The organism is Pseudonocardia alni, from assembly GCF_002813375.1.
Taxonomy (GTDB): Bacteria; Actinomycetota; Actinomycetes; order Mycobacteriales; family Pseudonocardiaceae; genus Pseudonocardia; species Pseudonocardia alni.
Genome location: NZ_PHUJ01000003.1, coordinates 2,094,634 through 2,107,725, shown reverse-complemented (window position 1 = coordinate 2,107,725; position 13,092 = coordinate 2,094,634). Strand labels below are relative to the sequence as shown.

The window sequence follows — 13,092 nt, the reverse complement described above, 5'->3', positions numbered from 1 at the left end:
CACGCACACGCCGACGGGGTGGCACCGGATCTCCGGGGCCACCCCGTCGTCGTGTGCGGGCGGGTCAGACCTGGTTCGACGGACCGGTCAGCAGGGTCACCCCGGCGCCGGCGAAGTTGTCGAGGTCGGCCACGGCGGCCTGTCCCTCGGTGCCGCCCATCCCGGACTGGAACGCCGCCGCGTCGGGGAACTCCAGCACCGCCACGAGGTGGTACGGCGGCTGCGCCCCGTCCGGTCCCGGCGCGGGCCGGGAGACGGTGAACCGCTGCACGCCGGGGATCTTCTTCGCCAGCGGGGCGTGCACGGTGTCGTAGTGCCGGTCGAACGCGGCGGCGTCCTCGGGGTGGTTGTACAGAGCGGTCAGCTGGAACACGGGGTTCCTCCTCGCCTCGTCCCGCGACGCTCCGGTGCGTCGCGACTGCCGTCCACCATGGTCCATCCGGCGCCCGCGTGCACCACCCCTCCGTACGGGGTCGATACGCTGGACCGACCATGAGTACTCCAGCCCAGGTCCGGGTGCGGTTCTCCCCGTCGCCCACCGGTACCCCGCACGTCGGCCTCATCCGCACCGCCCTGTTCAACTGGGCCCACGCCCGCCACCACGGCGGGGCCCTGGTGTTCCGGATCGAGGACACCGACGCCTCCCGCGACTCCGACGAGTCCTACCGGGCCCTGCTCGACGCGCTGGAGTGGCTCGGCCTCGACTGGGACGAGGGCGTCGAGAAGGGCGGCCCGCACGGGCCGTACCGGCAGAGCGAACGCGGCGAGGTCTACGCCGACGCCCTGCGCCGGCTGATCGACGCCGGCGAGGTCTACGAGTCGTTCTCCAGCGCCGAGGAGATCGAGGCCCGGCACCGCGCCGCGGGCCGCGACCCCAAGCTCGGCTACGACAACGCCGACCGCGAACTCACCGAGGACCAGCGCGCCGCGTTCCGGGCCGAGGGTCGTGCCCCGGTCTACCGGCTGCGCATGCCCGACCACGACATCACCTTCACCGACCTCGTCCGCGGCGAGATCACGTTCCGGGCCGGGCAGGTGCCCGACTTCGTGCTGGCCCGCGGCGACGGCACCCCGCTCTACCCGCTGACCAACCCGGTCGACGACGCGCTGATGGAGATCACGCACGTCCTGCGCGGGGAGGACCTGCTGGCGTCCACACCGCGGCAGATCGCGCTGCTGGAGGCGCTGGCCCGGGTCGGCATCGGCCACGGCCCCTTCACCTACGCCCACCTCCCGCTGGTCACCGGTGAGGGCAACCGCAAGCTGTCCAAGCGGGACCCGCAGTCGAACCTGTTCCACTACCGTGAACGCGGATTCGTGCCGGAGGGACTGCTCAACTACCTCGCGCTGCTCGGCTGGTCGATCGCCGAGGACCGCGACGTGTTCTCCCTCGACGAGATGGTCGCCACCTTCGACGTCTCCCGGGTGTCGAGCAACGCCGCCCGCTTCGACCTGAAGAAGGCCGAGGCGATCAACGCCGCACACCTGCGCCTGCTCGCCCCCGACGACTTCGCCGAGCGCGTCGTGCCCCATCTCGCCGCCGAGGGGATCACCGACCCCGACCGCTCGGTGCTCGCCGCCGCCGCGCCGCTGGTGCAGGAGCGCAGCCAGGTGTTGTCCGACGCGGCCCGGATGCTGGCCTTCCTCTTCCGCGACGAGGACACCTTCACCCCCGACGACGACGCCGCCGCGAAGAACCTGGGCGCCGACGCGGCCCCGGTGCTGGAGGCCGCCGTCGCCGGGCTCACGGACCTGCCGGAGTGGTCGGCCGCCGCGATCGAGGAGTCGCTCAAGACTTCGCTCGTGGACGGTCTGGAGCTCAAGCCGCGGAAGGCGTTCGCGCCCGTCCGCGTCGCCATCAGCGGCCGCACGGTGTCCCCGCCGCTCTACGAGAGCATGGAGCTACTGGGCCGCGAGCGGTCGCTCGCCCGCCTGGGGGCCGGTGTCAGACGCTCCCAGGGCATGGGTTAGAGTACCTACATCAACGGAGAGCGGGCCTCGCTCCGGAACGGGGCCCGCTTTTCGATGGGGTATGGTGTAATTGGCAGCACGACTGATTCTGGTTCAGTTAGTCTAGGTTCGAGTCCTGGTACCCCAGCGGAAATCACGAGTTCCTCGGAATGATGATTTCTGACAATCGGCACGGTCTCGTCCAAGGTCCCGTCGTCTAGCGGCCTAGGACGCCGCCCTCTCAAGGCGGTAGCGCGGGTTCAAATCCCGTCGGGACTACCACGGACTCCCGCGCAGGGGGTCCGCAATCGAGATCGAGCCGAATGTCCTGGTCCCGTCGTCTAGCGGCCTAGGACGCCGCCCTCTCAAGGCGGTAGCGCGGGTTCAAATCCCGTCGGGACTACTCCACGAAGGCCCCGCTCCACGGAGCGGGGCCTTCGTCGTGTCCGGGCCTGGTCGCCGAGCAGCCCGGGGAGCCGGTCGGTCGTGGTGACCAGGGCCCCCACCGACGCCGACCAACACGGCGCCGGCCGGGTAGAGCGGGCGTGGCCCCTACCGCTCGACCAGGCGCCCGGTGACGGGCCGGCCGACCGCCGTCGCGAGGTAGAGGCCGGACACCAGCGCGACCGCGGTCAGCGACGAGTTCACCAGGTTCGGCACGGCCCCGCCGATCATGGGTACGAGCTGCCGATTCTTGGTCACTGGGCCGGAGGGACCGGCGGGTTCTGGCCGCCCTCGCCTCCGCCGGGATCGGGTTCCGGCGGCTTCGAGGACGAGGAGGATGACGAGGACGTCGAGCTCTGCGGCGGCGGGGCGGTCGTCGTCGTGGTCACGACCGGCGGCGGCACGGGGGCCGGGGCGTCGGTCGTCGTCGGGGCGACCTCGGTCAGCCGGTCCCGGGTCCGTTCCGGCTCGCGCACCGGCTCCTGCTCGACGGTCGTCGGGGGCGGGGCCTGGGTCGTCGTCGGGATCGCCGGCAGCTCGGGGGTCGCATTGCTGATCGTGCGGTCCTGCGGCCAGAAGAACACCGTGCCCAGCACGGCCAGCGCCGCGACGACCCCGCCGGCGCCGATCAGCACGGCGGGGGAGCGGCGGACGGGTGCGGGCCCGGGGGCGACGGTGGTCTCCCCGTCGTCGTAGCCGCCGTACCCGCCGTAGCCGTGCACGGCGGTCTGGTCGTAGCCCATCGGCGGCACGACGGGGATGCGGTCGGTGGGCGGGTCGGCGCGGGCGCCCTCGAGGTAGGCGGTGCGGTCGCCGTCGAGCTGGGTCGTGCCGCCGGTCGGCATCCGATCGGTGACCGGGTCCGGGTTCTCCCAGGGCAGCGGGCCGGGGTCGGGGGCGAGCGCGGGACCGCCGCTCGCCGCCACCGCGCCGAACCCGCCCGAGCCGGTGCCGGGAACCGGGTCGGCCGGCCCAAGCGCGACGACGGCGCCCTTCGCGATGGTGTTCTTCGGGTCCGCGTCGACCTGCACGGGACGCCCGAGCCCGGTGGAGACGAGCTCGGCGACCAGCGGGACCCGCGAGGACCCGCCCACGAGCAGCACCACCGACGGCCCGGACGCGGCCAGCCCGGCCGAGGCGATCGCCCGCTGCAGCGCCTCGACCGACTCCTCCAGCCGGGGCCGGATGCGCTCCTCGAAGTCGCTGCGGTGCAGGCGCACCGTCGTGCGGACCTCGCCGAGCCACACCGGGATCGAAACCTCGGTGTCCGCTGACAGGCCCTCCTTGGCCTCGCGGCAGTCGCGGCGCAGCCGGGCCATCGCGGACAGGACGTTCGGGTCGGTGTCGTCGAGCCCCTCGAAGGCGGCCGGGACGGCGTCGCGCACGTGGTCGACGACGGCCTGGTCGAAGTCGGCGCCACCGAGCTGCTCGACGCCCTCGGGCCTGCCGAGCAGCGTGAACCCGCCGCCGGCGGCCTCCTTGCGCACGACGGCGGCGTCGAAGGTCCCGCCGCCCAGGTCGTAGACGGCGACGGTCGCGCCGGGCTCGACCCGCTCGCTCGTCGCGTAGTGCAGCGCGGCGGCCTGCGGCTCGGTGAGGAAGGTGACGGTCAGGCCGCGCTCGGCGAGGGCCGCGGCGAACAGGTCGCACTTGTGCGTGCCCCAGGACGCCGGGTGGGTCACCGCGATGCGCTCGGGCGCGCCGCCCTCGGTGCGCGCGACGACGTCGACGACGTGCTCGGCCAGCAGCGCGGACAGCTGCTCGGGGGCGAAGGACTGCTCGCCCAGCGGGATCGGCGTGGGGTCGCCGATGCGCCGCTTGAACTCGCGGGCGACGCGGTCCGGCTCGGTCAGCGCGCGGCGCTCGGCGGCCTCGCCGAACAGCAGACCGCCGTCGGGCGCCACGTAGACCACGGACGGGATGTCGACCGAGTGGTCACCGAGGGTGACCATCTCGACGGTGCCGGAGCCGATGACCGCAGCCGCGGTGCGGGTGGTGCCGACGTCGATGCCCAGCAGGTAACCCATCGTCTCCCCGGTGTGCCGACCATGTCCGAAGGGTCCGGCCCGGTGCCGGACCTCCACACGGTAGTGGAGCCCGGAACCGTCACCTCAGTCGCGTCGGTACGGCAGGCAGGAGCTGATCAGGCGAGCCGGTGCTGCAACGCGTCCGCCGCGGCGAGCAGGTCGGCCGCCCAGCGGACCCCCGGACGGCGCCCGATCCGGTCCACCGGCCCGGACACCGAGACGGCGGCGACGACCTGGCCCGCCGCGTCGCGCACCGGGGCCGACACCGACGCCACCCCGGCCTCACGTTCGGCGACGCTCTGTGCCCAGCCGCGGCGGCGGACGTCGACGAGCACGCGCTCGGAGAAGCTCGCGTCGGCGAGGACGAGCCGCTGCGTGGCCGGGTCGCACCAGGCGGCGAGCACCTTCGCCCCGGAGCCCGCGGTCATCGGCAGCCGGGACCCGACGGGCACGGTGTCCCGCAGGCCGGACGGCGGCTCGGCGTGCGCGATGCAGATCCGGTGGATCCCGTCGCGCCGGTAGAGCTGGACGCTCTCGCCGGTGATGTCACGCAGCCGGGGCAGGACGGCTGCCGCGGCGTCGAGCAGCGGGTCCGGCCGCCCGCCCGCGAGCTGGCCGAGGGTCGGGCCCGGGTGCCAGCGCCCGTCCGGTGTGCGCAGCAGCATCCCGTGCGCCTCGAGCCCGACGGCGAGCCGGTGGGCCGTGGCCCGGGGCAGGCCGGTGCGCTCACAGAGCTCCGCCAGGCCGCACGGCCCCTCCGCCGTCGCCCGGAGAACCCCCACGGCCTTGTCGAGCACGCCGATCCCGCTAGACTGTCCCACGTTCCGATACTAACTTCCCACGATCTGGGAAGTCCACCGCGATCAGATCACAGAGGAGGCGGGCGTGACCACCGCAGAGAAGCCGCGCACGCTGGCCGAGAAGGTCTGGGACCGGCACCTCGTCCGCAAGGGCGAGGGCGACGAGCCCGACCTGCTCTACATCGACCTGCACCTGGTGCACGAGGTCACGAGCCCGCAGGCGTTCGACGGGCTCCGGCTCGCAGGCCGTCCGGTGCGCCGTCCGGACCTCACCATCGCCACCGAGGACCACAACGTCCCGACCCTCGACGTCCTCGCCCCGATCGCGGACGAGGTCTCGCGGACCCAGGTGGAGACCCTACGTCGCAACTGCGAGGAGTTCGGCGTCCGCCTGCACCCGATGAACGACCCCGAGCAGGGGATCGTGCACGTGGTCGGACCGCAGCTGGGGCTGACCCAGCCGGGCACCACGGTGGTCTGCGGGGACTCCCACACCTCCACCCACGGCGCGTTCGGCGCGATGGCGTTCGGCATCGGCACCTCCGAGGTCGAGCACGTGCTCGCCACCCAGACGCTGCCGCTCAAGCCGTTCCGGACGATGGCGATCGAGGTGACCAGCGCCGACGGCACGCTGCGCCCGGGCGTCACCTCCAAGGACGTCATCCTCGCCGTGATCGCGCGGATCGGGACCGGCGGCGGGCAGGGCCACGTGCTGGAGTACCGGGGCAACGTCATCGAGAACCTCTCGATGGAGGCCCGGATGACGATCTGCAACATGTCGATCGAGGCCGGTGCCCGTGCGGGCATGATCGCCCCGGACGAGACGACCTTCGCCTACCTCAAGGGCCGCGACCACGCCCCGGCCGGCGACGACTGGGACGCCGCCGTCGCCGACTGGCGGTCCCTGCGCACCGACGACGGCGCCGAGTTCGACCGGGTCGTGCGGATCGACGCCGACGAGCTCACCCCGTTCGTCACCTGGGGCACCAACCCCGGTCAGGGGCTGCCGCTGGGCGAGTCCGTGCCCGACCCGGCCGCCATCTCCGACGACGGCGAGCGCGCCGCCGTGGAGAAGGCGCTGTCCTACATGGGCCTCACCGGTGGGACCCCGCTGCGGGAGGTGCCCGTCGACGCGGTGTTCGTCGGCTCCTGCACCAACGGTCGGATCGAGGACCTGCGCTCGGTCGCGGAGGTGCTCGACGGGCGCTCGGTCGCGAAGGGCGTGCGGATGCTCGTCGTCCCGGGGTCGATGCGGGTGCGCTTCCAGGCCGAGGACGAGGGCCTGGACAAGGTCTTCACCTCCGCGGGCGCCGAGTGGCGCTCCGCGGGCTGTTCGATGTGCCTGGGGATGAACCCCGACCAGCTCGCGCCCGGTGAGCGCTGCGCGTCCACCTCGAACCGCAACTTCGAGGGGCGGCAGGGCAAGGGCGGCCGTACCCACCTGGTGTCGCCGCTGGTCGCCGCCGCGACCGCCGTGCGCGGCACGCTGAGCAGCCCGGAGGACCTGGACTGATGGAGAAGTTCGACACCCACACCGGGATCGGCGTCCCGCTGCGCTGGTCCAACGTGGACACCGACCAGATCATCCCGGCCGTCTACCTCAAGCGGGTCACCCGCACCGGCTTCGAGGACGGCCTGTTCTCCGCCTGGCGCGACGACCCGTCCTTCGTGCTCAACAACGAGCCCTTCGACCGGGGGTCGGTGCTCGTCGCGGGTCCGGACTTCGGCACCGGCTCCTCGCGTGAGCACGCGGTCTGGGCGCTGATGGACTACGGCTTCCGGGTCGTCATCTCGTCGCGGTTCGCCGACATCTTCCGTGGCAACTCGGCGAAGGCGGGGCTGGTGGCCGCCGAGGTCGCACAGCCCGACGTCGAGCTGATCTGGAAGAAGCTCGAGACCGAGCCCGGCACGGAGATCACCGTGGACCTGGGGGAGAAGACCGTGCAGGCCGGCGACCTGACCGTGCCGTTCGAGATCGACGACTACGCCCGGTGGCGGCTGCGGGAGGGTCTCGACGACATCGGACTCACCCTGCGGCACGAGGCCGACATCACCGCGTTCGAGGGAACCCGGCCCGCCCGGATGCCACGCACTCTGGCCTGATCCGAACACGGGTGGTCACCATGCTCCGACAGATGTCGTGGTGACCACCCGTTCGGACCTGTACTGATGGATGGTATGCGACCTGGACTCGCGTCGGGATCTGGTGCGCGGCAGGGGCGCAGCCTTACCTTTCGTGACCATGAACAAGGCTCAGCTCGTCGATGCGCTGACCGCCCGGCTCGGAGACCGTCGTGCCGCCACGTCGGCCGTCGACGCGATGGTCGAGGTGATCGTGGACGCCGTCGGCCGCGGTGAGACCGTCACCCTGACCGGGTTCGGGGTGTTCGAGCCGCGACGACGCGCCCCGCGCACCGCCCGCAATCCGCGGAGCGGGGAGACGGTGCCGGTCGGGGAGACCGTGGTGCCCTCGTTCCGGCCCGGCGCCGCCTTCAAGGAGCGGGTGGCCGCCAGCGAGGCCGCCGCCGCGAACGCGACCAGCGCCCCCCGCCGTACCGAGCGAGCCGCGACGAGCACCGGTCGCAGCACCGCGACCCGCACGACGATCCCGCCGGACACCGCGGCCGCTCCGGCCGCCGCGGCCGCTCCGGCGAAGAAGGCGGCTGCCCCGAAGAAGGGGGCCGCCTCGGCGAAGAAGCCGGCCCGACGGAAGGCCGCTGCGGAGAAGTAGCCGCGCCACCGCGCCGCCGTGGTCTGCCCTGCCCCGCGGTGCCGCGCGGCCCCGCGCCCGTGCCGCCCCGCGCTCCCTCCCTGCTACGCCGTCCTGTGCTCGCCGTCCACGAATGCGTCGATCAGTACATGACTGCTGTTCGACTGGAGGTGGACAGCGCTCATGTACTGATCGACGGTCCTCTTCCCGGTGTGCACCCTGGCTCGGTGCGGCCCGCCGAGCGCGGCGGGCGTAGGGCCGCGCCTCGCTGGACTGCCCGCTCTGCGCTGCCTCCCCCGGGGCGCGCCGCGCCGTCCGAGCCCCTCGCACGTCGATCAGTACGTGACTGCTGTCCGACCGGAACGCAGCGACGCTCACGTACTGATCGACGGGGGCCGTGGACGAGAGCGGGGGGCGGCGTCGAGCGGGGCCGGGGACGCCGCGCCGGTGCGCGTCAGGGCGAGGTGAGGTGGGTCCGCTGGGCGAGCAGGGCGCGGACCGTCCCGACGGTGCGGCGGGCGTTGCGGGTGAGGCCGTCGGCGGTGATCCGGAGGGTCTGCCATCCCAGCGCCGCGGTGCGGGTGTCGCGGATGCGGTCGAGCGGGTCGTCGTGGTGGGCGCCGTCGTACTCGATGGCGAGCAGGGCGTCGGGGTAGGCGAGGTCGAAACGCGCCCAGGGGCGGCCGCGGGCGTCGTACAACGGGAACTGGACCTGCGGGACCGGGAGCCCGGAGAGCACGAGCAACAGCCGTAGCCGGGTCTCGGGTGGGGACTCCGCCCGGGGGTCGGCGAGTGCGACGACCCGGTCCAGCCGGGCCGAGCCCCGCACGGGCGGGTACAGCGACCGCAGGACCAGGAGGTCGGCGGGGTCGAAGCCGGGGCACGGCGCCGTCATCCTGGACAGTCTCCGCTGCTCGGGTGCCGGTGTGCCCTGTACCGGTACGAACACCGGCCGATCCCGTCTCCGGGCGGCGAGTGCGTCGAGGGCGACGACGGCGTCGACGAGCTCGAGCCGCCGGCACAGCTCCCACGCCGTGGCGCGGGGTGAGGTGACCCGGACGCCGTCGCAGAGACCGGGTTGGAGCGGGACGCCCTGGTGGGCGAGCAGGTCCGGGCGGGGCCGGATCCGCCGTGGCGCGACGAGCTCGGCGGGCGCCGTCCACGGCCCGCAGGACGCGCGCAGGATCTCGGCCGCCGAGTAGGCCGATGCCGCGCCCCGGGGTCCGGCGTAGACCGATGCCGCCCGGGCCCGGAGCACCGGCGTCACGGGGGCCGCTGCGGACACGTACACGTCGGGGAACAGACGCACGAACCGTGGCCCGCGCAGCCGCGCCGGCGTGACGATCCCGCGCGCGACGGCCTCCGACCCCCGGAACGGCTCCTCCACCCGCGCACCCTGCACCCCGGTCCCTGCCTGGCGGGCCCGAACCGGTGCGTCCGTTCGCAGTCGCACACGCCGCCGCAGAGGAGGGCACACCGCCACGGCTCCGGTCGATCAGTGCACCAGTGCTGCCGACCCGGGGCTGAACAGCTCTCAGGTACTGATCGACGATCGGACCGGGACCGGGACCGGGACCGGGACCGGGACCGGGACCGGGGCCGGGGCCGGGGCCGGGGACGTCGGGTGCGGGGCGCGGGGAGTGGCTGCGCGCGAGAGCGACGAGTACCCGGAACGACAGGCCCGCGGAGTGGTGTGCGGACGGCGTCCGAGGTGCGGCGCGGGCGGGTCGGTAGGCGCGGCAGGGAGCGGGGAAGGGAGGTGCTGAGCGGGGAGGCGGGTCAGGAGGGCGGGCGGCGGTAGTAGTCGGCCGACAGCAGGGCGCCGTCGTCGCCGAAGCCCAGGACCCAGGTGCTGGCCTTGTGCGAGGGCAGGTCGGGGTCGGGGGACCGGCCCGCGGCGGCGAGCAGGTGCCCGACGACGTCCGGAATGACCCCGCCCTGGCTGCAGAGCAGCGTCACGCCGGGCTGCGCCGCGAGGATGCGGAAGCGGGCCAGGCCGTCGGCGGGGGAGACCCAGTAGCCGTGCTCGCCGAGCAGCGGCTCCACGTCCGGTTCGCCCGCGCCGGACGCGTGGGCGTAGGGCTCGATCGTCTGGCCGCAGCGCAGCGGTGGGGCGGTGGCGAGCCGGTCCGGGCCGAAGCGGTCGAGGAAGTCCGCGAGCCGGTCGGCCTGGGTGAACCCGGTACCGGACAGGGGGCGCAGGTCGTCGTCGCCCTCCCAGGCGGTCCGGCTCCCCGCCTTAGCGTGCCGCACGAGCACCACCGTCGACGACGGCGGCCCCACCCGGTCGAGCCGGTCCAGCAGGTCGGCGTCGGTCGGGCGGGTGAGGAGCGCGGCGGCCTCGTCGCGGGGCAGCCAGCGCAGGTCGTCGGTCTCGTCGGTGACGGAGAAGCCGTGGTCGCGGACGGCCTCGGCGGCCCAGTAGTGCACGACCTTGTGGCCCTTGCCGGGCACGGCGTACGCGGTGTGGCCGAGCCGGGCGCCGAGGCGGCACCCCAGGTGTGCCTCCTCGGCGGTCTCGCGCAGCGCGGTCAGGGTCAGCGCCTCGCCCGGGTCCTGGTGTCCCTTGGGCCAGGACCAGTCGTCGTAGCGGGGGCGGTGGACCAGGGCCACCTCGACGGTGCCGTCGTCCGCGCGGCGCCACGGCACCGTCCCGGCCGCGACGACGTCGGCGATCCCCGCCGGGTCGACCTCGGCGCCGTCGGTCCGGAGCTGTGCGGACAGCATCAGTCCTCGCTGCTGCCGCGGCGGGAGTTCATCATCTCGACCTGGTGGTCGCGGACCCGGATGTTCTCCGAGCCCGGCGCGGGCGACGGCGACCAGGTCCCGTCCGGCCCGAGCGTCCAGCAGCGCGTCGCCGGGTCCAGACAGGAGTCGAACATCGCGCCGAGCTGGTCGGCCAGCTTCGGGTCGGCGACCCGCAGCATGACCTCGACCCGGCGGTCCAGGTTGCGGTGCATCATGTCCGCCGAGCCGATCCAGTACTCGTCGGCCGAGCCGAAGTGCAGCACCCGGGAGTGCTCCAGGAACGGCCCGAGGATCGACCGGACGGTGATGTTCTCGCTCAGACCGGGTCGGCCGGGGACGATCGCGCAGATGCCGCGCACCACGATGTCGACCGGCACGCCCGCCTGCGACGCCCGGTAGCAGGCGTCGATGATGGCCTCGTCGACCAGCGAGTTCGCCTTGATCTGCACCCGCGCGCCGGACTCGCCGGACAGGTGCGCCTCGATCTCGTCGTCGATGCGGCGGACGATGCCGCGGCGGATCCCGTACGGCGCGACGAGCAGGCTCCGGTAGGAGGTCTGCCGCGAGTAGCCGGTGAGGGAGTTGAACAGGTCGGTGAGGTCCGCGCCGATGGTCGGGTCGGCGGTGAGCACGCCGACGTCCTCGTAGAGCCGCGCGGTCTTCGGGTTGTAGTTGCCGGTGCCGATGTGGCAGTAGCGGCGGATCTCCGACCCCTCCTGGCGCACGACCAGGCAGGTCTTGCAGTGCGTCTTGAGCCCCACCAGGCCGTAGACGACGTGCACGCCGGCCTTCTCCAGCTCGCGTGCCCAGCGGATGTTGGCCTGCTCGTCGAACCGGGCCTTGATCTCGACCAGGGCGACGACCTGCTTGCCCGCCTCGGCGGCGTCGATCAGGGCGTTGACGATCGGGGAGTCGCCGGAGGTGCGGTAGAGGGTCTGCTTGATCGCGAGCACGTTCGGGTCGGCCGCGGCCTGCTCGATGAAGCGCTGCACCGACGTCGAGAACGAGTCGTAGGGGTGGTGCACCAGCACGTCGCCCTCGCGCAGGGTCGCGAACACGCTGCGCGGGGTCTCCCGCTCCGCGAACGCGGGGTGCGTGGCGGGGCGGAACGGCTCGTCCTTCAGGTCGGGGCGGTTGACCCCGTGCACCTGCCACAGGCCGGTGAGGTCGAGCAGCCCGGGGACGGTGACGACGTCGTTCGGGTCGACGTCGAGCTCGCGCAGCAGCAGCTCCAGCACGTGCTCGGACATCGTGTCGAGCACCTCGAGGCGGACCGGCGGACCGAACCGGCGCCGGGCCAGCTCGCGCTCCAGGGCCTGCAGGAGGTCCTCGTCGCGGTCCTCCTCGACCTCGAGGTCGGCGTTGCGGGTGACGCGGAACGGGTGGACCTCGGTGACCTCCATGCCGTTGAACAGGTCCCCGAGGTGTGCGGAGATCAGGTCCTCGATCGGCAGGAACGTGCACTGCCGGTTCCCGGCGCGGGTGTCGGTGTCCGGCGGGTCGACCGACACCAGCCGCGGCACGTTGTTCGGTACCTTGACCCGGGCGAACCGCTCGGTCCGGCCCTCGGGGTCGCGGACGGTCACCGCGAGGTTGAGCGACAGCCCGGAGATGTAGGGGAACGGGTGCGCCGGGTCCACCGCGAGCGGGGTGAGCACCGGGAACACCGTCTCGGTGAAGTAGTCCGACAGCCGCAGGCGCTCGGCGTCGGTCAGGTCCTCCCAGCTGCGCAGGTGGACGCCGGCCGCGTCGAGCTCGGGGAGCAGCTCGTCCATGAACACCTCGGCGTGCGCCCGCGACAGCGCGCGGCTCCGCTCGGTGATCCGGGCCAGCTGCTGGCGGGGGGTCAGGCCGTCGGCGCTGCGCACGGACAGGCCGGTCTCGTCGCGGCGCTTCAGACCCGCGACCCGGACCATGTAGAACTCGTCGAGGTTGGAGGCGAAGATCGCGAGGAACTTCGCGCGCTCCAGCAGCGGCTGGCTGGAGTCCTCGGCCAGGGCCAGCACCCGGGCGTTGAAGTCGAGCCAGGACAGCTCACGGTTGAGGTAACGGTCCTCGGGGAGCAGCTCGGCCATCGTCGACGCCGGGGTGGTCGCCCCCGCGGGTGGCGCGATCGGGGCGGCTCCCTGCACCTGCGACGGCGCGGCGGCCGGCGGCGCGGGCGGCGCCGCGGGGCCCGGCGGCACGTGCTGCTGGGCCGGGATCTCCGCGGCCGGTGCGTGGTCGGCGACGCTGCGGCTCGCGGTGTGCAGCCGCCGCGATGCCGGACGCGGGGCACGGCGCGCCGCCGACCGGGGACGGCCCCCCGGGTGCGCGGAGGTGCCGTTCCGTCCGTCCGGGGTCGCCGAGTCGTCACTCACGTCGCGATTGTTTCGTACCGCTCCGCAACCGTCCACGTGGACACGGCCCCGTC

At 73.5% G+C, this 13,092-nt stretch carries 11 protein-coding genes and 3 tRNA genes; 7 read left to right on the top strand and 7 right to left on the bottom strand.

The genetic code is table 11. The features are described from left to right. Positions 1 to 64 precede the first annotated feature (64 nt). Positions 65 to 373 carry an EthD family reductase gene (locus ATL51_RS10695; protein WP_073578426.1) on the bottom strand — a complete coding sequence of 103 codons (309 nt, stop codon included), beginning with the start codon at positions 371 to 373 and terminating at the stop codon, positions 65 to 67. Between the two features lie 119 nt (positions 374 to 492). Here ATL51_RS10695 and gltX point away from each other — a divergent pair, with 119 nt between their 5' ends. The 4 genes from gltX (at position 493) to ATL51_RS10675 (ending at position 2,353) form a co-directional block, all read left to right on the top strand. Then, positions 493 to 1,971 (top strand): glutamate--tRNA ligase, encoded by a 1,479-nt coding sequence (gene gltX / locus ATL51_RS10690; protein ID WP_100878535.1) that lies wholly within the window; start codon positions 493 to 495, stop codon positions 1,969 to 1,971. A gap of 55 nt (positions 1,972 to 2,026) precedes the next feature. Further along, positions 2,027 to 2,098, top strand: a tRNA-Gln gene (locus ATL51_RS10685). A 58-nt stretch (positions 2,099 to 2,156) separates the two neighbouring features. After that, a tRNA-Glu gene (locus tag ATL51_RS10680) sits at positions 2,157 to 2,232 on the top strand. Positions 2,233 to 2,280: 48 nt separating this feature from the next. Continuing rightward, positions 2,281 to 2,353, top strand: a tRNA-Glu gene (locus tag ATL51_RS10675). 149 nt (positions 2,354 to 2,502) lie between these two features. Here the strand turns inward: ATL51_RS10675 and ATL51_RS28660 are convergent. The 3 genes from ATL51_RS28660 to ATL51_RS10665 all read right to left on the bottom strand — a co-directional run bounded on the left by ATL51_RS28660 (position 2,503) and on the right by ATL51_RS10665 (position 5,242). Beyond that, positions 2,503 to 2,652 (bottom strand): hypothetical protein, encoded by a 150-nt coding sequence (locus ATL51_RS28660; RefSeq protein WP_167409988.1) that lies wholly within the window; start codon positions 2,650 to 2,652, stop codon positions 2,503 to 2,505. Beyond that, entirely contained in the window at positions 2,649 to 4,421 is a 1,773-nt protein-coding gene (locus ATL51_RS10670) for an Hsp70 family protein (protein WP_100880635.1), read from the bottom strand. The genes ATL51_RS28660 and ATL51_RS10670 overlap by 4 nt, the downstream gene beginning before the upstream one ends. A 116-nt stretch (positions 4,422 to 4,537) precedes the next feature. Next, a complete protein-coding gene (locus tag ATL51_RS10665) occupies positions 4,538 to 5,242 on the bottom strand; it encodes an IclR family transcriptional regulator (RefSeq protein ID WP_100878534.1) in 705 nt (234 codons plus the stop codon). A 64-nt stretch (positions 5,243 to 5,306) separates the two neighbouring features. On the opposite strand from ATL51_RS10665, the gene leuC reads away from it, so the two are divergent. The 3 genes from leuC to ATL51_RS10650 all read left to right on the top strand — a co-directional run bounded on the left by leuC (position 5,307) and on the right by ATL51_RS10650 (position 7,952). Next, entirely contained in the window at positions 5,307 to 6,734 is a 1,428-nt protein-coding gene (gene leuC / locus ATL51_RS10660; protein WP_073578424.1) for a 3-isopropylmalate dehydratase large subunit, read from the top strand. Beyond that, positions 6,734 to 7,324, top strand: coding sequence for a 3-isopropylmalate dehydratase small subunit (gene leuD / locus ATL51_RS10655; RefSeq protein WP_100878533.1), 591 nt, complete (start codon positions 6,734 to 6,736; stop codon positions 7,322 to 7,324). The genes leuC and leuD overlap by 1 nt, the downstream gene beginning before the upstream one ends. A gap of 139 nt (positions 7,325 to 7,463) precedes the next feature. Beyond that, a complete protein-coding gene (locus ATL51_RS10650) occupies positions 7,464 to 7,952 on the top strand; it encodes an HU family DNA-binding protein (protein ID WP_100880634.1) in 489 nt (162 codons plus the stop codon). A gap of 433 nt (positions 7,953 to 8,385) precedes the next feature. Here the strand turns inward: ATL51_RS10650 and ATL51_RS28135 are convergent, their stop codons facing one another. From ATL51_RS28135 to ATL51_RS10635, 3 genes are all read right to left on the bottom strand, one after another. Continuing rightward, positions 8,386 to 9,318: a hypothetical protein gene (locus ATL51_RS28135; protein WP_157818313.1), complete on the bottom strand. Its 933-nt coding sequence runs from the start codon at positions 9,316 to 9,318 to the stop codon at positions 8,386 to 8,388. A 392-nt stretch (positions 9,319 to 9,710) separates the two neighbouring features. Then, positions 9,711 to 10,658, bottom strand: a complete 948-nt coding sequence (locus ATL51_RS10640) for an NUDIX hydrolase (protein WP_100878532.1) — start codon at positions 10,656 to 10,658, stop codon at positions 9,711 to 9,713. Beyond that, entirely contained in the window at positions 10,658 to 13,039 is a 2,382-nt protein-coding gene (locus ATL51_RS10635) for an RNA degradosome polyphosphate kinase (RefSeq protein ID WP_301548988.1), read from the bottom strand. The genes ATL51_RS10640 and ATL51_RS10635 overlap by 1 nt, the downstream gene beginning before the upstream one ends. Positions 13,040 to 13,092: the final 53 nt, after the last annotated feature.

Coding starts and splice junctions, on each gene's coding strand:
- gltX (WP_100878535.1), top strand. CDS start 493: ATGAGTACTCCAGCCCAGGTCCGGGTGCGGTTCTCCCCGTCGCCCACC.
- ATL51_RS10670 (WP_100880635.1), bottom strand. CDS start 4,421: ATGGGTTACCTGCTGGGCATCGACGTCGGCACCACCCGCACCGCGGCT.
- leuD (WP_100878533.1), top strand. CDS start 6,734: ATGGAGAAGTTCGACACCCACACCGGGATCGGCGTCCCGCTGCGCTGG.
- ATL51_RS10650 (WP_100880634.1), top strand. CDS start 7,464: ATGAACAAGGCTCAGCTCGTCGATGCGCTGACCGCCCGGCTCGGAGAC.
- ATL51_RS10640 (WP_100878532.1), bottom strand. CDS start 10,658: ATGCTGTCCGCACAGCTCCGGACCGACGGCGCCGAGGTCGACCCGGCG.